Below are 20,246 nucleotides of genomic sequence, written 5' to 3'. Positions count from 1 at the left end.
GGGCCGCCGGCCCCAGGCATGCAACGGCAATAACTGGCGAAATCAGGAATGGCGGCCGATCTCCCCCCTTGAGGGGGAGATGTCCGATAGGACAGAGGGGGGCGCGAAGGAATGCAAACATTGCGCTGTTCAGCCCCCGAACGGGCGCAGCAGCGCCCGCGAGATGATGTGGCGCTGGATTTCCGAGGTGCCTTCCCAGATGCGCTCGACGCGGGCGTCGCGCCAGATGCGCTCGAGCGGCAAATCGTCCATCAGCCCCATGCCGCCATGGATCTGGATCGCCTCGTCGGCGACAAAGGCGAGCATCTCGGTGGCCTTCAGTTTGGCCATGGCCATGTCCTGGTCGGTGACGGTACCCTGATCGTACTTCCAGCCGGCTTCGAACACCATCAGGTCGGCGGCCTTCAGCTCGGTCGCCATGTCGGCGAGCTTGAACGACACGCCCTGGAACTTGCCGATCGGCTGGCCGAACTGCTGGCGCTGCGCGGCGTATTCGACGGCGTGGCCAAGCGCCCGCTCGGCGCGGCCGAGGCAGGTGGCGCCGACCTGCAGGCGCGTCGCGCCAAGCCATGAATTGGCGACGTCGAAGCCTTTGTGGACCTCGCCCAGAACCTGACTGGCCGGCAACCGGCAATCGTCGAATTCGAGGATGGCATTGGTGTAGCCGCGATGCGAGACGTTGCGGTAGCCGTCGCGCACGGTGAAACCCTTGGTGCCCTTGTCGACGAAAAAGGCGGTGATCTTCTTGCGTTTTCCACGCGAAGACTCTTCCTCCCCCGAGGCCATGAAGACGATGGCGAAATCGGCGAGGTCCGCATGGCTGATGAAATGCTTGGTGCCGTTCAGCACCCAGTCGTCGCCGTCTTGCACGGCGGTTGCCTTCATGCCGCGCAGATCGGAGCCGGCGCCCGGCTCGGTCATTGCCAGGCAATCCCATTTCTCGCCGCGAATGCAGGGAAACAGATATTTTTCGCGCTGCTCCGGCGTGCCGGCGAGAAGGATGTTCGAAGGCCGCGCCACGCAGGTCCAATGCAGCGCGTAATTGGCGCGGCCGAGTTCCTTTTCATAGAGCAGCCAGGTCACCGTATCGAGCCCGGCGCCGCCGACGTCGGCCGGCATGTTGGCGGCATAGAGGCCGGCTCCGATCGCCTTGGCCTTGATCTCCTCGATCAGCTCGCGGCGCAGCACGCCGGTGCGTTCAACCTCGCGCTCATGCGGGTAAAGCTCGTTCTCGACGAAGGCCCGCGTCGTCTCGACGATGAGCTTCTGCTCCTCCGAAAGACCAAAATCCATGGTCTCAGCCTTTCTTCCTTTTCTTCGGCTTTTCAGCCTTTGCCTTTTCGGCCGCCTTGGAGGCGGTGGGCTTCTTGGCCGCGAGCTTGGCTAGCTGCCTGGTGTAGTCCTTATGCAGGGCGCCGGCACCCCAGCCTTTGCCTTTGTTCTGCTTCGACAGTGCCTCCATGATGGCGACCAGATTGTCGTCGCGGATCTTTTCGAGCTCGCGGATCGACAGACCGTGCGCCTGATCGTCCGACTGGGTCGCGATCAGCTCGACCAGTTCATCGTTGAACTCCGGCACGTCCATCAGCTTGGTCCACGGCCATTTCAGGCACGGGCCAAACTGCGCCATGAAGTGGCGCATGCCGGCCTCGCCGCCGGCGACGCGATAGACCTGGAACATGCCCATCTGCGCCCAGCGCAGGCCGAAGCCGTAGCGCATGATGTCGTCGAGCTCCTCGACCGTGCAGATGCCGTCCTTGACCAGCCACAGCGCCTCGCGCCAGGCCGCTTCGAGCAGCCGGTCGCCGACGAAGGCTTCGATCTCCTTGCGGATCACCACCGGCTTCATGCCGATCGAGGCATACATCTCCTTGGCGACTTCGATCGCCTCGGGAAAGGTCTGTTCGCCGCCGACGATTTCGACCAGCGGCAGCAGATAGACGGGGTTGAACGGATGGCCGACGACCAGCCGCTCCGGGTGCTTCTTCATCGCCACCTGCATGTCGGTCGGCTTGATGCCGGAGGTGGAGGATCCGACAATGGCGTTGGCCGGCGCATAAAGGTCGATCTCGGCCAGCACGCGGTGCTTCAGGTCGAGCCGCTCCGGCACGCTTTCCTGGATGAAGTCGGCGTCTGCCACCGCCTCGGCGATCGTCTTGGCGAAGGTAAGCTTGCCCTCCTTCGGCAGGCCGCCGGGCAGCATCTGCTTGTAGGCGCGTCGCGCTCCCTTCATCACCTCGCCGACCTTGCGTGACGCCTCGGGGTCGGGATCGAAGATCGACGCGTCGATGCCGTTGAGCAGCAGCCGCGCCACCCAGCCGGCGCCGATGACGCCGCCGCCGATGGCGGCCGCCTTGTTGATGATGCTCATGCGGAGGCTCCGGTTCTTGTCCTGGCTGTTGCGGGGTCGGTGAGGGCGACGCGCTCGCCGGCACGGATCACGGACGCGTCATAGGCCTTGCGCGCGAACACTTCGAGCAGGAAGGGCCGGAAGAAATCGATCGGCAATGTCTCGTAATCCGGGTCGAAGCTCGACTGATCCCAGCGTTCGCAAAACTCATCGCAATCGTCGAAGTAGATGTGCCCGGCGAAACGGTCGCGGGCGTGTGGATTGCCGCCGAGGTGGTGGGCGTAATAGAGGCGCTGGAAATCGCCGTGCTTCTCCACCACCCAGGTGCATTGCTCGCGCACAAAAGGCTTCAGGATCGACGCCGCATACTCGTCGTGGTTATAGGGCGCGTAGATGTCGCCGATATCGTGCAGCAAGGCGCAGGCAATCCAGTCGGTGTCGGCGCCGTCGCGCCAGGCCCGCGTTGCCGCTTGCAGCGAATGGCCGAGCCGGGTGATCTTGTAGCCCGAGAGGCTCGCATCGAGCTGGACGAGCGCGTCGAGCAGCCGCTCGCCGGTCTTTGCCGCGTAGTCGATCTCGTGCTCGGTGAGGAAGGCGTAATCCTCGCGGTCGCCGTCCTTCATGGCGGTGAATTTCACGGTCTTCATCGGCGGCTCCTCCCAACCGGCTACCGGCTTTTCAAAGCGGTGCGCGCTTCGTCAGGTTCAGCTTCTTGCGGACTTCGTCCGGGCCGATGACCCTGGCGCCCATATTCGACACGATGCTGACCGCCCGCTCGACCAGCTGCGCATTGGTCGCCAGCACGCCCTTGTCGAGCCAGAGATTATCCTCCAGTCCGACGCGGACATTGCCGCCGGCCAGCACCGCGGCCGCGACATAGGCCATCTGGTTGCGGCCAATGGCAAAGGCCGACCAGTTCCAGGTCGACGGTACATTGTTGACCATGGCCATGAAGGTGTTGAGGTCGTCCGGCGCGCCCCACGGCACGCCCATGCACAATTGCACCAGCGCGTCCGGCTTCAGCACTTCTTCCTCGACCAATTGCTTGGCGAACCACAGATGCCCGGTGTCGAAGGCCTCGATCTCCGGCTTGACGCCGAGCGCCGTCATCATGCCGCCCATGGCACGCAGCATGCCGGGCGTATTGGTCATGACATAATCGGCCTCGGCGAAATTCATGGTGCCGCAATCGAGCGTGCAGATTTCCGGCAGGCACTGGCGCACATGTTCCATGCGGTTGCTCGCGCCGCCCATGTCCGTGCCTTTTTCGTTCAGCGGCAGCGGTTTCTCCGGCGGGCCGAATACCATGTCACCCCCCATGCCGGCGGTCAGGTTCAGCACCACGTCGACGTCTGCCGCGCGGATGCGCTCGGTTACTTCGCGATAGAGATGCACGTCGCGCCTAGGCTTGCCGGTCTCGGAATCGCGCACGTGGCAGTGCACGATCGCCGCACCCGCCTTTGCCGCCTCGATGGCCGAATCGGCGATCTCTCTGGGCGAGCGCGGCACATGCGGGCTGCGATCCTGCGAACTGCCGGACCCGGTCACGGCACAGGTAATGAAAACCTCACGGTTCATCGCTAACGGCATCGGATTCTCTCCCAATAGAACGTAGGGCAAGAATGCCTGACTTGCCGGAAACTGTTTTGCGTTTTACGAAGATCGTGTGACCAAAAACGAAAAACCGACGATCTTTCGGGCCGAGCGTTTGCCGCTCAAGGTAACGCTGCTGGTATTCTCCGGCTCGTCGATCATGTGCGTCGCCTCGGCCGTCGATCCGTTGCGCGCCGCCAACCGCATTGCCGGTGAGACGCTGTTCGATTTCAGGCTGGTCTCGGTGACAGGCGAGGCGCCGGTCACCACATGCGGCCTGCCGGTGGCGGTCAGCGGCCGCTTCGATGCGGCTGACACAACCGATATGCTGGTCGTCGTCGCCGGCTTCGGCTCGCAGAACCATGCCACATCGGCCTTGCTGTCCGGACTGCGCCGGGCGGCGCGCGCGGCACGCGCCTGGGGCGGCGTCGAGGCCGGCACCTGGCTGGTTGCCCGCGCCGGTCTGCTGGAGGGGCGCAGCGCCACCACCCACTGGGAGGACATGGAGGATTTCTCGTCGGCCTTTCCCGGCGTCGACGTGCGCCCCGACCGCTACGTCATCGATGGCCCGGTGTTCACCACCGGCGGCGCCTCGCCGACCTTCGACCTGATGCTGCATCTGATCCGCACGCGGCTCGGCATGGCCGTGGCGCTAGATGTCGCGAGCGTCTTCATCTACGACCAGCCGCGCGCCGCGACGGACGCGCAACCGCTGGTCTCGCTCGGCCGTCTTGACGGCTACGATCCCAGGCTGGCGCAAGCCATCCGGCTGATGGAAGCGCATGTCGACCAGCCGCTGACTATCGCGGCCGTGGCAAAGCGCGCCGGGGTGACGGCACGGACGCTGGAAAGCATCTTTCGCAAGTCGATCGGCGAAACGCCCGGCGCTTATTACCTCAGGCTGCGCCTCGGCGCCGCGCGCCGGCTGGTGGTCGACACGCGCATCGCCATGGCGGACATTGCCGGGCGAACGGGGTTTTCGTCCGCCGCGGCATTTTCCAGAGCGTTTTCAAGAGCGTTCGGCGAAGCGCCGGTCAGGCTGCGTCGGGGATAATGCATGTCGCCCAAAAGCCTGGCCACGGGCTTGACCCGAGCGTGCGTAGCGGTTTTGCGATAACGACATCCATAGGCAAAGGTAGATCAGGCAGCGTCCTGGCGGTCGCTGCTGCCGTCGATCTGCGAGCGCATCTGTCTCGCAAGATGGGTCTCGAAGCGGCTGGCGACCGCGCGATCCCATTCGTTTGCACTCAGCGCACCTTGTTTCGGGTGCGGCAGCGCCATCAGCCGGTCGATGATCGATCCAGCCTCGCCAGATGAGAGCAGGGCGTCGATTTCGCGTTCGTGCTGCATATCGTTTCGCCTCCTTCTTTCTGAATCCCGCCACGAACCACACTATAGGAGGTTCGTGACGGCTGTTTGAAGGCAAGAGCGAGGCGATTGATGGGCGATGCCGGGCAAAGTTTTGTCCGCCGCCGCCCATCTTGGGCACGATCGTTCCGGCAGGTCACGCAGTGCTTCAGCCAAGCCGCATCGACAGTTCAACATCCTCGCCGAACGGCGTGGACATGTAGCCACTCCCGGTCGAGCGCACCCGCTCGAGGTATTCGGGGCAAAGATCTGCGTTGTCGGCAACGACGAAGGCGCCCGGTCTGAGGCGGCTTTCAACCAGACTCAAGATCTCGGGATAGAGCGCTTTGGCGCCGTCGAGCAGAAGCAGGTCGACGCTTTCGGGAAGATCGACGCTTAATGTTTGCAGCGCGTCTCCTTCGCGGGTTTCCACCATGTCAATGAGACCACCTGCTGTCAGATTACTCCTCGCGCGCGCGACCTTGGATGGCTCGAACTCGCTGGTGATCAGGCGGCCACCGCCATTGTCCCGCAAGGCTGCGGCAAGGTGCAGGGTCGAGATGCCGAACGAGGTTCCAAATTCGACGATCGTCCGTGCGCCGCTGCCTCGTGCCAGCATGTAGAGCAGCGTGCCGGTCTCTCGCGAAACGGGAAGCCAGAGATCCCTTAGCCGCCCATAGAAATCGAGGTATTCGGTCTTGCTTCGAACCAGCCGCATCCGCTCCTCGGCGGAGAGTTCCGCCACTGCAGGGCTTGTTGCCGCAGCGGCTTCCTCGAACAGGCGGTCCAGCAGGGGCGCGAGCGGCGTTGTCGTCAGTGTGGTCATATCGGTCTCCAGTCGGAATTGAATGCGTTCTTGTGCGACATTCAAAATACGACTAATCATTCGCATTCGCTAATCGCATTGGCGCGGCTCTCAATGAGCGACAACCGAAGTCCGCGGATTTCCTCGCGAAAACAGCCGAAGCAGGCCCGCTCGGCGGAGCTCGTCGCTGCGATTTTGCAGGCTGCTGTTCAGGTTTTGGCGAGGGAAGGCGCGCAGCGCTTCACCACGGCGCGCGTGGCCGAGAAGGCCGGCGTCAGCGTCGGATCGCTGTATCAGTATTTTCCGAACAAGGCGGCGATCCTGTTCCGGCTCCAGAGCGACGAATGGCGGCAGACGACCAGTTTGCTGCGCGATATCCTCGAGGATATCAGGAAACCGCCGCTTGACCGGCTGCGCGACCTGGTCCACGCCTTCCTCCGCTCGGAGTGTGAGGAGGCTGCGGTGCGTGTGGCGCTCGACGACGCCGCCCCGCTTTACCGCGACGCGCCCGAGGCGCAGGCGGCGAGGGCGTCCGGAGACCGCACCATCCAGCTCTTCATGCAGGAGGCGTTGCCGAGCGCCGCGCAAGCGACTCGCGAATTGGCCGGCGACCTGGTCATGACGACGCTCAGCACGGTGGGGAAGCAGTTCTCGGAGACGCCTCGAACGCCCAAGGAGATTGAAGTCTACGCCAAGGCCATGGCCGACATGTTTTGCGCCTACCTGAGAGGCCTCGATCACGGCTAAGGCGCGCCAGACCCAGTCAGCGAACAGGCCACGCGAGTTTCACACGGGGCAAAACCTTCGTCGGTTCAGCCCCGCGGAAAGCCGTCTTTAGCCGGCGGCCGCTGAACAATGCGGCCGTGAAAACGGTACGCCTCAGACGTACCGGTTGACGATGTTTTCGAGCAATTCCTGGCGGCCGGATCTGGGCTGCGGCTCGATCTTCTCTTTGACGACGCGCTCGGCGATTTCCTCCAGCGTGCGCTTGCCGGCAAGCATCGCCTTGGCCTCGGCCGAATCCCAGCCGGCATAGCGCTCGGCGAGCGGGGCGGACAGCGCCTTGTCCTCGACCATGCGCACTGCCGCCTTGAGGCCGCGAGCGCAGCAGTCCATGCCGCCGATATGGCCGATCAGCAGATCCTGCGGGTCGAGCGACTGGCGCCTGAGCTTGGCGTCGAAATTGGTGCCGCCGGTCTTGAAGCCGCCGGCCTGCAGCACCTGGTAGTAGGCCAGAGCCATCTCCGGCACATTGTTGGGGAACTGGTCGGTGTCCCAGCCCGACTGGTAGTCGTTGCGGTTCATGTCGATCGAACCGAAAATGCCGAGCGCATTGGCCAGCGCCAGTTCATGCTCGAACGAATGGCCGGCCAGGATGGCGTGGCCCTGCTCGATGTTGAGCTTGACCTCGTTCTCCAGTCCGAAACGCTTGAGGAAGCCATAGACGGTGGCGACGTCGTAATCATACTGGTGCTTGGTCGGCTCCTGAGGCTTCGGCTCGATCAGGATGGTGCCTTCGAAGCCGATCCTGTGCTTGTAATCGACGACCAGGTTGAGGAAACGGCCGGCCTGTTCCTGCTCGCGGGCAAGGTCGGTGTTGAGCAGCGTCTCATAGCCCTCGCGGCCGCCCCACAGCACGTAGTTCTCGCCGTTCAGCCGCTTGGTGACGTCGATGCAGTGTTTCACCGTCGCCGCCGAATAGGCAAAGACGTCCGGATCGGGATTGGTGGCGGCGCCCGACATGAAGCGGCGGTTGGAGAACAGGTTGGCCGTGCCCCACAGCAGCTTGACGCCGGTCTGCTTCATCTTTCCCGAGAAATAATCGGCGATCTCGTCGAGCCGCGCCGCACTTTCGGAAAAGTCCCGGCCCTCCGGCCGCACGTCGGCATCGTGGAAGCAGAAATAAGGCGCGCCCAGCAGCGAAAACATCTCGAAGGCGACGTCGGCCTTGAGTTTGGCCAGCTCCATCGTGTCGGTACCGCCGGCCTTGGGGAACCATGGCCGGTCGAACGTCTGACCGCCGAACGGATCGCCGCCCGGCCAGGCGAAGGAATGCCAATAGGCGACGGCAAAGCGCAGATGGTCTTCCAGCCGCTTGCCGGCGACGATCTCGTCGGGATTGTAGAACCGATAGGCCAGCGGATTGGTCGAATCCGGTCCCTCGTATTTGATCTGTTGGATGTCGCCGAAAAAACCGCTGCTCATGTTTTTTCCTCTCGCATGGTTCGGCCTGATTACTTCAGGCGTAATTGGTTTCGCGCTGGCGCTGGTCGAAAAGGCTCATGTCAAAGCCACCCAACGAAGGAGACAGACCATGACCGACCTCAACACCATTGCCGAAAACTACATCGCCGCCTGGAACGAGAGCGACGCCGCACGCAGGAAAGCCTTGCTCGAGGCGACCTTCACCGAGGACGTCGGCTACCGCGATCCGATCATGCAGGGCGACGGCCATGACGCCATCGCCGCGCTGATCGAAGGCGTTCAGCAGCGCTTTGCCGGCTTCAGGTTCTCGCTGAAAGGCAAGCCGGACGGCTTCGCCGATACCATCCGCTTCTCCTGGAACCTCGGGCCGGAAGGCGTCGGCTCCGTCATCGAAGGCACCGATATCGGCGTCATCGAAAATGGCCGGCTGAAAAGCGTCACCGGCTTTCTCGACAAGGTGCCGGCACAGTGAGGCCTTCTCGGCAGGCCACGGCGAGGGCGGGAAACCGCTCACGCCGTGGCGCTCCTGATCGCCGGGTAAAGCTGGCGGTAGCGCTGACAGGCATCTGCATAGGCATCGCTTAGTGCGGCGACCGGCTCGACCGTGGCGTCCGTCGCCGGCGCCGTGCACACGGCGCGCGGATCGGCGCCTGTCGCCGCGATCAGGCCAAGCCGGGCCGCTCCGAAGGCGGCGCCGAAATCGCCGTCGGCTGGGATATCGACTGGCAGGCCAAGCGCTGTGGCGATGGCCTTCAGCCAGTAGCGCGAACGCGAGCCGCCGCCGATCGCCGTCACCCGGGTCAGCGTCGTACCGGCTTTGGCCAGGGCTTCGAGGCTGTCGCGGAAAGCGAAGGCGACGCCTTCGAGCACGGCCTGGGTCAGCGCCGCGCGGCCGGACTCGTGGGCAAGCCCGGTAAAGGCGCCCCGAATAACGGAATCATTGTGAGGCGTCCGCTCGCCTGACAGGTACGGCAGGAAAGAGACACCGCTCGGCGCCTGCAGCGAATCGCCGAGTTCGGCGGTCAACTCGCCGGCACTTTTTCCAGCGATCCCCGACAGCCAGTTGAGCGAATCGGTTGCCGACAGGATGACGCCCATCTGGTGCCAGGTGCCGGGCAGTGCGTGGCAGAATGTGTGCACGGCGCTTTCCGGATTGGGCAGATACGACGCGTTGGCGGCAAAAAGCACGCCCGACGTGCCGAGCGAGACGAACGCCTGGCCGGCGCCGACCGTGCCCATGCCGCAGGCCGAAGCCGCGTTGTCGCCGGCACCGCCGGCGATCGGGATGCCCGCCTGCATGCCCCATTTGGCGGCCAGTTCGGCGCGCAAGGCACCGGCCTTGGCCGTGCCTTCGACCAATGACGGCATCTGGCTTTCGTCGAGCGACGTGACAGCGAGCAGTTCGGCGGACCAGGCGCGTTTGCCGACATCGAGCCACGACGTGCCAGCCGAATCCGACATTTCCGAAATATGCTCGCCGGCGAGCCAGAGCCGCAAAAAGTCCTTCGGCAGCAGAACCTTTGCCACCTTGGCAAAAACAGCCGGTTCGTTGTTCCTGACCCAGGCCAGCTTTGGCGCGGTGAAGCCGGGAAAGACGATGTTGCCGGTCAGCTTGCGAAAGCGCGGGTCGGCATCGAGCGCGGCCGCCTCGGCGTGGCTGCGTGTGTCGTTCCATAGAATGCAGGGGCGCAGCACCTGGTCGGCGGCATCGAGCAGAGTGGCGCCATGCATATGGCCGGAAAGGCCGATGCCTTTGACCGCCGCGAGTTCCTTCGCATGCATTGACCGCAGCTCGTCGACCGCCGCTTCGCAGGCGCGGATCCAGTCGGCCGGGTTCTGCTCGGACCAGCCGGGATGCGGGCGCGACACGTCGAGCGGCGCATGGCCGGAACCGACGATGCTCTGCCTTGCATCGATCAGCAGCGCCTTGACGCCCGACGTGCCGAGATCGAGGCCGAGATACATGTTTCCTCCCATGTCCGTCATGCCTGGCGGCGACGGTCTTTCTTGCTTCGCTGCCCAGTCCTGTGACACGGGCGGCGAAGATATCCCGGCAATCGTGCCGCCGGAAACGCACCCCGGTCAACACGCGAAGATTTTTTCGACGCTCGAAAAAATCAGGCCGGGGCAGTTTTTAAGGCAAGATGTGGCCGTGGTCAATTCGCCGCGGGAGCGTTTGCACGCCGTGAAAACAGTGCCGACAACGGGCTGTCCGGCCGTGCCAGCGCGCGTTCCGCCGCAAGCGCCCTCGCCAGCGCGCCATCACCGGAACGCAATGCCGCTTCGATCAGTGTCAGGTCGATGACGTCGCGTTGTGCGTGGCTGCCGCCGAAGCGATGGGCGATTGCCCGTATCGGCCGGATCAGGCGTATCGTCCCGGCATAATTGCCCTCGCCGAATGCCTTGATGGCGAGCGTCAGGGGATGGCCGACATCCCTGGTGAAACCGGCGTTGTCGTCCTTGCCGCGCATCGCCTCGCGCTGCGCCTCGAGCAAGTTGCGGGCCGGCGCTTCGAGGCCGGCACCGACAAACGCCATCATCGCGTGGGCGTCGTTGAAGGCATAGTGGCCGGCGCTGGCCATGGGCAACCAGTTGGCGGCGAGCGTCGCCCAGCGCTCGCCGACATCGACGCCACCGAGATGCAGCCGCCACAGGATCGCCGAGGCGTCGACCATGTTGAGCGCCAGCGTCGAGCGCTCGCCATAGATCGGCCCGTCATAGAGCGCCAGCACCTCGTCGATTTCGCCGAGATCGTAGTGGAACAGCGCCAGGTGCCACCAATTGTGCACCTGCAGGAAACTTTCCCGCGTCCACGCTTCGGGATTGGCGCGCATCCACAGAATGCCGTCCTTTTGCCGGCTCTGCATCTCCATGACATGGGCCACCGCATGCTGGGCCCAGCCGTCGCGCGGCTCGAGATCGACCGCCGTGCGGCCAAGTTTTTCGGCGCGCGCGTAATCGCCCATTTCCTCCAGGCCAAAGGCCTGCATGCCGAGTATGGCGTGATAGCCCGGCATGTCGCTCTGCCAGGACGGCAGCGCGCGACCGATGCGGTCGCGCAGCATGCGCGCATTGCCGGTGAAGAAGTCGATCTGGTGGCCGGTCTGCAGCGCCAGCGCATCGAGCGGAAACTCGATGGCGATATCCTCCAGCACGCGGGCGGCCTCGTGCCAGCGTCCCTCCGCAAGGTGGCCAAGGGCGGCGACATGCGCCTGCTCGCGTGTTGTCGCGGCAAGCGGCAGCGCCGCCTCGTGACATGCCTTGGCCACCGCCGTCGCCTCACGCTCTGTGGCGAGGCCAAAGAGATAACCCTTGAACACATGCGCCATGACGAAGCCGGGATCTTCGGCGATTGCCCGGTCAACGGAACCGACCGGATCGCCGATGAAGCACTGCAATTCGCGAACAGCCCGGCTGTAGGACGAGAGCCCGGCCTCCGTCGCGCCAGACAGCGTCAGGCCGAATGCATCGCTCACCGCCATGGTCTGTCCTCAGTTGCCCGAGCGCATCGCCACTGTGGCGATGCCGGCGCCGACCAGCAGCGTGCCGCCGGTGCGGTTGAAGATGCGGATCGCCTTTGGGTTGCGCACGACGTTGCGCGCCCTTGCCGCGATCAGCGCATAACCGAAGGCATTGGCGAAGGCGAGCGCCAGGAAGGTCGTCTCGAAGATCAGCATCTGTGTCCAGAAATCCGCATGCCGGTCGAGGAACTGCGGCAGGAAGGCGACGAAAAAGGTGATGCTTTTCGGATTGAGCGCGGTAACCAGCCAGGCGTGCACCATCATTTTCGCCGACGACACCGCATCGGTGCGCGGTTCGGCCCGGAGCGCGCCGCCGGCGCGAAACAGCTTGATGCCGAGATAGATCAGATAGCCGGCGCCGGTCACCTTCAGCACGGTAAACACGGTGGCCGACGCCGCCAGCAGCGCGCCGATGCCCAGCATCGACAATGTCATCGCGGTGAAGTCGCCGAGCGCCACGCCGACTGCCATCGGCAGCGCGGTGCGCCAGCCCTGGCCGAGCGCATAGGACACCACCAGCAGGATGGTGGGACCTGGAATGACCAGAAGGACTGCCGAGGCAGCGGCAAAGGCGGCCCAGTTTTCGAAGGACATTTTCTTCTCCTTGAGCTCAAAGAAGAGGATAAATCCTTGGCCTCGCGCAGATGTAAAGAGGCAAAATCGAAAAAGCCCCTCGTTAACGCCAGGCGGCTGGCCTTCACGCTTTTTCAACCATGATTGGCGAAAATGCCTGGCATACGGCCGGAGCGTGTTTCCCGCCGATAGCGTGGGGTTTGGGTAAATGCGTGAGTTGCCGCACGGTCTGTCGCTGCCGCACAATGGCGACGCAATCGAAACCGAAATACAGCTTTCCCGTCGCACGGTGCTGTCCGGCGCCGGTGCGCTGGCGCTGCTCGGCGTCGCCGGCTGCAGCCAGACGCTGGATCTGCCGTCGCTCCAGCTCGACGACGTCACCACCGGCTCGATCCGGCCCATCCGTCCGAGTATCAGCGTCGACAAGAACATTACCAGCCCCGACGTGATGTACGCTTCGCTCACCGACGGTGGCTTCAATGTGCCGGAAGTGCCCTACCTCAAGGTCAAGCCGGAGTTCCGCCGCCAGATCGTCGTCGATCCGACCGGCGAGCAACCCGGCACCATCGTCGTTCACTCGCAGGAACGGCTGCTCTATCTGGTGCAGCCCGGCGGCGAGGCGATCCGTTACGGCGTCGGCATCGGCAAGGACGGATTCCGCTGGTCCGGCCGCGCCAACATCCAGTACGGCAAGGAATGGCCGGTCTGGACCCCGCCGCCCGAGATGATCGCCCGCAGGCCGGAACTGGTGAAATGGCAAAGCGGACAGCCGGGCGGCCTCGACAATCCGCTCGGCGCGCGTGCCCTCTACATCTATCAGAACGGCAGCGACACCGGCTATCGCATCCACGGCTCGCCCGAATGGTGGAGCATCGGCCAGGCGATGTCGTCGGGCTGCGTGCGCCTGATCAACCAGGACATCATCGACCTCTACAGCCGCGTCTCCAAGAAAAACCCGGTCGTCGTCGTCTGAACGGCGGCTTCGCCTTCAGCGATCACTCTGCCGTTGCGCGATGCCGCAAGACAGGCGAATGTGCCTGCGATTTCATCGCCCGGGAGACGTGAACAATGGCCGGAACTTTTGTCATCGCGCAAGGCGGCGGCCCGACCGCCGTCATCAACCAGACCGTGGTGGGTGCTGCGCTCGAAATCCGCAAGCGGCATCCCGGCGCCAAGGTGCTGGGATCCATCCACGGCGTGCGCGGCATTCGTGACGGCAATTACGTCGATCTTTCCGCCATCCCCGAGGATCGCCTGCGGCTGATCGCGGCGACACCGAGCGCCGCGCTTGGTTCGACGCGCGACAAGCCGGATGCCGCCTATTGCGACCTCATCCTCAACGGCTTGAAGAAAGCCGGTGCCGACGCCTTCATCTATATCGGCGGCAACGACACCTCGGGCACGCAGCAGATCCTCACCGACGCCGCCGGCGGCAAGATCGCCTTCGTGCATGCGCCGAAAACCATCGACAACGATCTCGAGGAGAACGATCACACGCCCGGCTTCATGTCGGCGGCCGAGTTCGTCGCTGGAGCATTCCTTTCGGTCGATCTCGATTTCCGCGCTCTGCCGGGCATCTATGTCGGCATTGTCATGGGGCGGCATGCCGGTTTCCTGACGGCCGCGTCCGCGGCCTGGCAGCTCGATCAGGACAGCGGCCCGCATCTCGTCTACGTGCCGGAGCGGCCGTTCTCGGCGGCCGGTTTCATCGACGACGTTCGTGCAACGCTCGACCGCCACAAGCGCTGCATCGTCGCCGTCTCCGAAGGCGTCAGCACCGCCGACGGCAAGGCGCTGGTCGAAAGCCTGGTGCCGCCGGAAAGGCTGGAGCGAGACCAGCACGGCAACGTCAAGCTGTCGGGCAGTGACCTGCCGGCAGCCTTGGAGCGCGCGCTCGCCGAAGGATTGCCGGGCAAGCGGGCGCGCGTCGATGCGCTCGGCTATATGCCGCGCGGCTATGTCGGCGCCATCAGCGCGGTGGACGCGCAGGAGGCCTTCGATGCCGGTGCCTTCGCGGTCACGGTGGCCGACGAGGGCGGCGGTTCGGTGGCGCTGCAATATGACGGCAAGAAAACCGTGCTGAAGAAGGTGCCGCTGAAGAACGTCGCCGGCAAGACGCGCCATATGCCGGATGATTTCATGCTGCCGGATGTCAACCGGCTGTCCGATGCGGGGATGGCCTATCTGAAGCGGCTGGTCCCGCAAAAGTACAAGGTCGGCAAGCCGTTCGTCTGATGCCGGCCTTGATCTGATGGACAGCTGGTTCAGCAAAACCATCGTCAACGCCAATACGACGATGCTGACCGAGCCCTTCGTGCACGAATTCGTGCGCGCCAACATCTGGCATCTGCGCGGCCGCGATGTCGACCTGCTGGTCGACACCGGCATGGGGATCTGCTCGCTGGCGCCGCAGATCGACACGCCGTCCGGCAAGCCGCTGCTCGTCGTCGCCACGCATATCCATCTCGATCATGTCGGCTCGCTGCACGAGTTTCCGCTGCGGGCAGGGCCGCGCCACAGCGCCGCGCAGTTCGACAGCATGGATGAAGCGGTGACCTACGCCTACATGTTCCATGATCTGGAAGGCGCCGTCTCCAGGCTGCCGGCAAAGGGCTGGAAGGCGGCCGATTACAGGATTCAGCCGGCGCCTCTGGCCCGGACCCTGGACGAGGGCGATAGGATCGACCTCGGCGACCGCCAATTCCGCGTCCTGCATCTGCCCGGCCACTCTCCGGATTCGATCGCGCTGTTCGACGAGGCTGACGGCCTGTTCTTCGCCGGCGACGCCATCTACGACGCCATGCTGATCGACGACCTGCCGGATTCGGATCGTGCCGCCTATCGCCGCACGATGCAGCGCCTGCTCGAGCTGCCGATCCGGATCGGCCATGGCGGCCATGGACCGAGCTTCGATGGCAGGCGGATGCGCGAGATCGCCACCACCTATCTCAGCCGGACCGACCGGAAAGGCGAATAGGAGGCCTCGGCTGAGGCGGCGCAAATCTGAAGCGATTTGTCTTGGGCAGCTATTTTGTTCTTGCTTTGTGCCGGCAGCTATGCTACTAATATCGGTATGGTGCTGATTCGCCCCAACCGACCCGCCCCTCCCGAGGCGGGTTTTGTATTTTCGGGTTTCGGCGGCAACGCCGCGAGGCGGTTGCCGGCTGGAAATTAAATCTTCGTAATATTATCTGGAAACCATAATCGGCGCCCTAGATGCGGGGCTGTCGATCCGGTCGGCTGCCGTGACAGGCGAGACAGGCAAGGCCGACGACCGACGCGCCGATGAATTGTTCCGGTGACGGAACGTCGCGGCGCAAGACCAATCTCTCGCCCGGACAACGGCCATGTCACCAATCCAGACCCTTCGCAGACATCGCGTCGCCGCTCTGCTGGGCGCCGCGCTGATCGTCAGCCCCTTCGCCCTGTCCTTCGCTCCCAGGCTGAATGATGTCCTGGCGGCAACAGTGACCCCACCTGTCACCGGCATGACGGCGCCCCGCGGCTCGTTCGCTCCGGTCGTGGCGGCCGACAAACCGGCAGTGGTGACGATCACCACCCTCATGAAATCGGCGCAGTCGGACACCACGAGCGAGGCCTCCCCATTCGGTGGCAACGAGTTCGGTGGCAACTCGCCTTTCGACGACTATTTCCGCCGTTTCTTCGGTGACCAGGGACTGCCCGCCCCCAAGACACCGCCGGAACAGGCGCCGCGCACCGAGGCCCTCGGCTCAGGCTTCATCGTCGGTGCCGACGGCATGATCGTCACCAACAATCACGTCGTCGACGGCGCCCAGTCGGTCAAGGTGATGCTCGACGACGGCACCGAGCTTCCCGCCAAATTGATCGGCCATGACACGAAGAACGACCTTGCCGTGCTCAAGGTCAACGCCGGCAAGCCCTTGCCGACCGTCAAATGGGGCGATTCGGACAAGCTCATGCCGGGCGACCAGGTGCTCGCCTTCGGCAATCCTTTCGGCCTTGGCACCACGGTCACCGCCGGCATTGTCTCGGCGCGCGGCCGCGATCTGCACAGCGGCCCGTTTGACGACTTCATCCAGATCGACGCACCGATCAACCGGGGCAATTCCGGCGGCCCGCTGACGGATGTGTACGGCGATGTCGTCGGCATCAACACCGCGATCTTTTCGCCGAATGGCGGCAGCGTCGGCGTCGGCTTCGCCATCCCCTCGGACCAGGCGCAAAAGGTCGTCGCCAAGCTGATGAAGGGCGGCTCCATCCAGTACGGCTATCTCGGCGTCCAGATTCAGCCGGTGACGCCTGATGTGGCGAGCGCCATCGGCCTCGATCACCCTACCGGCGTGCTGGTCGCGCAGGTCAGCGACGGATCGCCGGCCGCCAAGGCCGGCATCAAGACCGGCGATGTCATTACCAGCTTCGCCGGCCAGGACATAAAGGATCCGAGGGATCTGTCGCGCGCCGTCGCTGACGTTGCGCCTGGCACGAGGGAAGCCCTCAATGTCTGGCGCAATGGGAAAAGCCTGCAGATCTCCGTCGAGATCGGGCGCAACGAAGACGACACGGCGACGGGATCGGTGACCGGCGATTCAGGTCAGCCGTCGACGGGGCAGGGCCTTCGCGCACCGGCGCTCGGTCTCGGCCTGATGGACGTCACTCCTGATGTGCGCCAGGCAATGAACCTGCCAGAAAACCAGCACGGCGCACTGGTCGAGCGCGTCGACCCGAACAAGGCGGCGTCGGCTTCCGGCATCCAGCCCGGCGACATCATCGTCGGCGTCGACCAGACTCCGGTGAGGAGCGCCAGGCAGGCAAATCAGGCGATTGTGCAGGCTGCCAAATCCGGCAAGAAATCGGTGCTGCTGCTTGTCGAGCGCGGCGACGCCCAGATGTTCGTCGCCGTCCCCTTCGCCAGCGGCTGAAGCGGGCGCCGCGCTGCCAAGATCGATGTAGAGCATTGCCGCTGGGCCGGAGCCAAGATTTCGGTTGCCCGCGCTCGCGTCTTCGAGAAAACTGACAAAGGTCGATTGGACCTTGCGCAAACGGATATTCTCGATGGTTACCCGAGGTTTCTCTTCCGGACGAAAGCCGCCGAAGGATACGGATGCACGTATCCCGCCGGGGCAATATCTCGAGCAAGGTTTCCCGGTCCTGTCGGCCGGCCCGACGCCGCATGTCCGCACCGAGGATTGGTCGTTCACGCTTAAGCACGGGCCGCGGCCGATCAAGAAGTGGAACTGGGCCGAGTTCAACGCGCTGCCCTTGACCAAGATGACGCGCGACATCCATTGCGTCACCGCATGGACCAAGTTCGACACGGCGTGGCAGGGCGTGCTCGTCGACGACATTCTTGCCGACGCCGGCATCGAGCCGCCCACCGCCTTCACGCTGGCGCTGGGTTTCGACGGCTATTCCACCAACGTGCCGACGAAGGATCTCACCGGCGGCAAGGCGATGGTGGCACTGCTTTACGAGGGCAAGCCGATCACTCCCGACCATGGCGGCCCGGCCCGGCTGCTCGTTCCGCATCTCTATTTCTGGAAATCGGCCAAATGGCTGAACGGGCTGCAGTTCACAGAGCGTGACGAGCCGGGTTTCTGGGAGTTGCGAGGCTATCACATCTATGGCGATCCGTGGCGCGAGCAGCGCTACACGAACGATCCATGAGCGACGCACCGGCGGCGCAGTCGCCCTGGCAGGCGGTCACCATCACCCGCATCCAAAAGCGCACGCCGCGCGTCACCAGCTTTTTCCTGCAGCCGTCGCGGCCCTTCGTCTATCGTGCCGGACAGCATGTCGATGTCAGGCTGACGGCGCCGGACGGCTATCAGGCGCGCCGCTCCTACTCCATCGCCTCGGCGCCGGAGACCGGCGAGACCATCGAGCTGGCGATTGAAAAACTCGAGGACGGCGAGGTCTCGCCGTTCTTTCACGAGATCGCGGCGGTGGGCGACGAGGTCGAATTGCGCGGGCCGCTCGGCGGCCATTTCGTCTGGTCCGACGGCGATGGCGGCCCGCTCCTGCTCGTCGGCGGTGGGTCGGGCGTGGTGCCGCTGATGTCGATGCTCCGTCACCGGGCGATGCGGGGATCGCTGGTCGCCACCGCCCTGGTGTTTTCGGCGCGGGTCTGGCACGAGGTGATCTTTCGCGACGAACTAATCGACCTCGCCGAGCGCAGGGATGGCTTCGACCTGGTGCTGACGCTGACGCGCGAGCCGGCCCGCCGTCCGGCGGATTATGCGCGGCGGGTCGACGCCGCGATGATGGTGCAAGCCATGACCAGGCTGCCGGCGCCGCCGAAGCTCGCCTTTGTCTGCGGCTCGAACGCATTCGTGACGGCCGCCGCCGAGGCACTGATCGATGCCGGGGTGCCTGCGGCACTAATCCGCACCGAACGTTACGGGGTCTGACCCGGTTCTGCTTGCCCGGTTGCTGCCTTCGTTGGGCGGCATAAGGCAGGCCAAAAGCAGCCGCAACGCCGACGCCGCATTCGGCCGAAATGGTTAACGATTCGACAAAGAACCTCGGCTGCGACTTTTATCGGTTTAAAAAATCGAACCGAACGGTTCGTTTCTGTTGACAATGCGTGCAGGATGCTGTGAACGCTGCCTCCCAAGTCATCTTGCAGCCAGACCGAGGCGATAGACTATCTGCTTGACATTAAACGATAAAAATGTGGCGAAGGGAATCTCTGGCACAATTTCAAGGTGTAGATTCTTGGTCCACACCAAAAAACTTCGTGATTGGAAACTGGCCATCGGCTTTCCCACATCGGGGCTGTCCGAACGACGCGAATTCCCCCCAAGGCACGCCGCTAGACGGACGGAAAACTAAGATACTGGAGTACTAAAAAATGAAAAAGATCGCTCTTGCCGCCGTCGCCGTTTTGGCCATCACCGGCAGCGCCTTCGCTGGCAGCGACAACTTTGGTTCCAAGGGTGCGAACCAGCCTGCCGCTGCGGTCGACAGCTCGTATACGGCTTCCATTCAGAAGCCGGCTCATGCTGACCAGCAGGCTGTCCAGGGCGCCGACCGTAACCTCTTCGGCAACAACTAACAGCCGATCCCAGCATCAGGGCGGCGGGCATATCCGCCGTCCGGGGATCTGAAAAATTCAGGAGTATTAAGATGAAAAAGATCGTTCTTGCTGCCGCCGCCGTTTTGGCCATCACCGGCAGCGCCTTCGCCGGCAGCGACAACTTTGGTTCCAACGGAGCCAACCCGCCTGCTGTCTCGGTCGACAGCTCCTACACGGCTTCCGTCAAGACGTCGAACCAGGCTGAAAAGCAGCCGGTTGTCCAGGGCGCCGACCGTAACCTCTTCGGCAACAACTAACAGCCGATCCCACCATCAAGGCGGCGGCATGCCCGCCGCTTGATTTCGAAAATCCAGGAGACCCAAAATGAAAAAGATTGTTCTTACTGCCGCCGCGCTCTTGATTGCCGCCGGCAGCGCTTATGCCCGCAACGACAATGTTGGCGGGACCGACATCAACAAGCAGTCGACCGTCAACGTCGACAAGACGCAGACGTATTCGGTGCGGGACAGCAACTCGCCGATCTACAAGCTGCTGAATTCGTCTGGCGATGTGCCCAAGTCCGCGCCTCAGGGCGCCGACCGCAACCTCTTCGGCAACAACTAGAGCAATTCCAGGAAAAGTGTGAAACGGTTTTCCCGGGAAAAGCGTGTAGCGCTTTCCCTTGGGAATTGCGTCAAAACAAGGAGATAGAGCGGTTCGGCGTTCCGTGAAACGATGAACCGCTCTATCGGCCGAACTGGAATTCCAGACAAGAGGGGGGGGGGCGGGCCGCCCCGCGTGGGTGTTTGGGGGGGGGAGGCCCCCCGGGGACAGGCCGCGGTTGGGTTGGGTGTT

The 20,246-nt window shown here is 63.9% G+C and carries 22 protein-coding genes; 12 read left to right on the top strand and 10 right to left on the bottom strand.

All coding sequences use genetic code 11. The annotated features are described in order from the left end of the window. Positions 1 to 129: 129 nt before the first annotated feature. The 4 genes from NKH04_RS29205 to bcoG are packed head-to-tail and all read right to left on the bottom strand — an operon-like array spanning position 130 to position 3,940. Positions 130 to 1,293, bottom strand: coding sequence for an acyl-CoA dehydrogenase family protein (locus NKH04_RS29205; RefSeq protein ID WP_352818774.1), 1,164 nt, complete (start codon positions 1,291 to 1,293; stop codon positions 130 to 132). Positions 1,294 to 1,297: 4 nt separating this feature from the next. Then, positions 1,298 to 2,371, bottom strand: a complete 1,074-nt coding sequence (locus tag NKH04_RS29200; RefSeq protein WP_352818771.1) for a 3-hydroxyacyl-CoA dehydrogenase NAD-binding domain-containing protein — start codon at positions 2,369 to 2,371, stop codon at positions 1,298 to 1,300. Beyond that, positions 2,368 to 2,997: an HD domain-containing protein gene (locus NKH04_RS29195; protein ID WP_352818768.1), complete on the bottom strand. Its 630-nt coding sequence runs from the start codon at positions 2,995 to 2,997 to the stop codon at positions 2,368 to 2,370. Before NKH04_RS29195 ends, NKH04_RS29200 begins: the two co-directional genes overlap by 4 nt. Positions 2,998 to 3,028: 31 nt before the next feature. Further along, on the bottom strand, positions 3,029 to 3,940 hold the full coding sequence (gene bcoG / locus NKH04_RS29190) for a 3-dehydrocarnitine:acetyl-CoA trimethylamine transferase BcoG (RefSeq protein ID WP_352472538.1): 912 nt from the start codon (positions 3,938 to 3,940) through the stop codon (positions 3,029 to 3,031). A 76-nt stretch (positions 3,941 to 4,016) separates the two neighbouring features. Between bcoG and NKH04_RS29185 the strand changes: the two genes are divergently transcribed. Then, positions 4,017 to 4,997: a GlxA family transcriptional regulator gene (locus tag NKH04_RS29185; RefSeq protein ID WP_353045357.1), complete on the top strand. Its 981-nt coding sequence runs from the start codon at positions 4,017 to 4,019 to the stop codon at positions 4,995 to 4,997. A gap of 86 nt (positions 4,998 to 5,083) precedes the next feature. Here NKH04_RS29185 and NKH04_RS29180 read toward each other — a convergent pair whose 3' ends face one another. Both NKH04_RS29180 and NKH04_RS29175 read right to left on the bottom strand, forming a co-directional pair. Then, positions 5,084 to 5,293, bottom strand: a complete 210-nt coding sequence (locus NKH04_RS29180; protein WP_023680243.1) for a hypothetical protein — start codon at positions 5,291 to 5,293, stop codon at positions 5,084 to 5,086. A 166-nt stretch (positions 5,294 to 5,459) separates the two neighbouring features. Then, entirely contained in the window at positions 5,460 to 6,116 is a 657-nt protein-coding gene (locus tag NKH04_RS29175; protein ID WP_352748847.1) for an O-methyltransferase, read from the bottom strand. Positions 6,117 to 6,209: 93 nt separating this feature from the next. On the opposite strand from NKH04_RS29175, the gene NKH04_RS29170 reads away from it, so the two are divergent. Continuing rightward, positions 6,210 to 6,842, top strand: coding sequence for a TetR/AcrR family transcriptional regulator (locus NKH04_RS29170; RefSeq protein ID WP_352748848.1), 633 nt, complete (start codon positions 6,210 to 6,212; stop codon positions 6,840 to 6,842). Positions 6,843 to 6,974: 132 nt separating this feature from the next. Here NKH04_RS29170 and xylA read toward each other — a convergent pair whose 3' ends face one another. Beyond that, on the bottom strand, positions 6,975 to 8,300 hold the full coding sequence (xylA, locus tag NKH04_RS29165; protein ID WP_353045356.1) for a xylose isomerase: 1,326 nt from the start codon (positions 8,298 to 8,300) through the stop codon (positions 6,975 to 6,977). Positions 8,301 to 8,409: 109 nt separating this feature from the next. Here xylA and NKH04_RS29160 point away from each other — a divergent pair, with 109 nt between their 5' ends. Continuing rightward, positions 8,410 to 8,772 carry a nuclear transport factor 2 family protein gene (locus NKH04_RS29160; RefSeq protein WP_352472535.1) on the top strand — a complete coding sequence of 121 codons (363 nt, stop codon included), beginning with the start codon at positions 8,410 to 8,412 and terminating at the stop codon, positions 8,770 to 8,772. Positions 8,773 to 8,810: 38 nt separating this feature from the next. On the opposite strand, the gene xylB is transcribed toward NKH04_RS29160, so the two are convergent. The 3 genes from xylB to NKH04_RS29145 all read right to left on the bottom strand — a co-directional run bounded on the left by xylB (position 8,811) and on the right by NKH04_RS29145 (position 12,415). Continuing rightward, the gene (xylB, locus tag NKH04_RS29155; protein WP_353045361.1) at positions 8,811 to 10,265 is read right to left on the bottom strand and encodes a xylulokinase; all 1,455 of its coding nucleotides are present in this window, start codon (positions 10,263 to 10,265) and stop codon (positions 8,811 to 8,813) included. A gap of 191 nt (positions 10,266 to 10,456) precedes the next feature. Continuing rightward, positions 10,457 to 11,782 (bottom strand): tetratricopeptide repeat protein, encoded by a 1,326-nt coding sequence (locus tag NKH04_RS29150; protein WP_353045355.1) that lies wholly within the window; start codon positions 11,780 to 11,782, stop codon positions 10,457 to 10,459. A 9-nt stretch (positions 11,783 to 11,791) separates the two neighbouring features. Further along, entirely contained in the window at positions 11,792 to 12,415 is a 624-nt protein-coding gene (locus tag NKH04_RS29145) for a LysE family translocator (RefSeq protein ID WP_353045354.1), read from the bottom strand. Between the two features lie 187 nt (positions 12,416 to 12,602). Here NKH04_RS29145 and NKH04_RS29140 point away from each other — a divergent pair, with 187 nt between their 5' ends. The 9 genes from NKH04_RS29140 (at position 12,603) to NKH04_RS29100 (ending at position 20,015) form a co-directional block, all read left to right on the top strand. Further along, positions 12,603 to 13,367, top strand: coding sequence for a L,D-transpeptidase (locus tag NKH04_RS29140; RefSeq protein WP_352743868.1), 765 nt, complete (start codon positions 12,603 to 12,605; stop codon positions 13,365 to 13,367). A 95-nt stretch (positions 13,368 to 13,462) separates the two neighbouring features. Then, the gene (locus tag NKH04_RS29135) at positions 13,463 to 14,629 is read left to right on the top strand and encodes a diphosphate--fructose-6-phosphate 1-phosphotransferase (protein ID WP_352451606.1); all 1,167 of its coding nucleotides are present in this window, start codon (positions 13,463 to 13,465) and stop codon (positions 14,627 to 14,629) included. A gap of 16 nt (positions 14,630 to 14,645) precedes the next feature. After that, positions 14,646 to 15,371: an MBL fold metallo-hydrolase gene (locus NKH04_RS29130; protein ID WP_353045353.1), complete on the top strand. Its 726-nt coding sequence runs from the start codon at positions 14,646 to 14,648 to the stop codon at positions 15,369 to 15,371. 370 nt (positions 15,372 to 15,741) lie between these two features. Next, entirely contained in the window at positions 15,742 to 17,295 is a 1,554-nt protein-coding gene (locus NKH04_RS29125; RefSeq protein WP_353045352.1) for a DegQ family serine endoprotease, read from the top strand. Positions 17,296 to 17,428: 133 nt separating this feature from the next. Beyond that, positions 17,429 to 18,040 (top strand): molybdopterin-dependent oxidoreductase, encoded by a 612-nt coding sequence (locus NKH04_RS29120; RefSeq protein ID WP_353045351.1) that lies wholly within the window; start codon positions 17,429 to 17,431, stop codon positions 18,038 to 18,040. After that, the gene (locus NKH04_RS29115) at positions 18,037 to 18,783 is read left to right on the top strand and encodes an FAD-binding oxidoreductase (RefSeq protein ID WP_353045350.1); all 747 of its coding nucleotides are present in this window, start codon (positions 18,037 to 18,039) and stop codon (positions 18,781 to 18,783) included. The genes NKH04_RS29120 and NKH04_RS29115 overlap by 4 nt, the downstream gene beginning before the upstream one ends. A gap of 443 nt (positions 18,784 to 19,226) precedes the next feature. Further along, positions 19,227 to 19,430, top strand: a complete 204-nt coding sequence (locus NKH04_RS29110; protein WP_352472527.1) for a DUF680 domain-containing protein — start codon at positions 19,227 to 19,229, stop codon at positions 19,428 to 19,430. 71 nt (positions 19,431 to 19,501) lie between these two features. Then, complete coding sequence (locus tag NKH04_RS29105) at positions 19,502 to 19,708, top strand: DUF680 domain-containing protein (protein WP_352769794.1); 207 nt, start codon at positions 19,502 to 19,504, stop codon at positions 19,706 to 19,708. A gap of 67 nt (positions 19,709 to 19,775) precedes the next feature. Next, positions 19,776 to 20,015: a DUF680 domain-containing protein gene (locus tag NKH04_RS29100; protein ID WP_352454766.1), complete on the top strand. Its 240-nt coding sequence runs from the start codon at positions 19,776 to 19,778 to the stop codon at positions 20,013 to 20,015. Positions 20,016 to 20,246 lie beyond the last annotated feature (231 nt).

This window comes from Mesorhizobium sp. M1365, assembly GCF_040317865.1.
In the GTDB taxonomy this organism is placed as follows: Bacteria; Pseudomonadota; Alphaproteobacteria; order Rhizobiales; family Rhizobiaceae; genus Mesorhizobium.
Note: the sequence above shows the minus strand (reverse complement) of the source record. Positions and strands in the feature narration are given on the sequence as shown.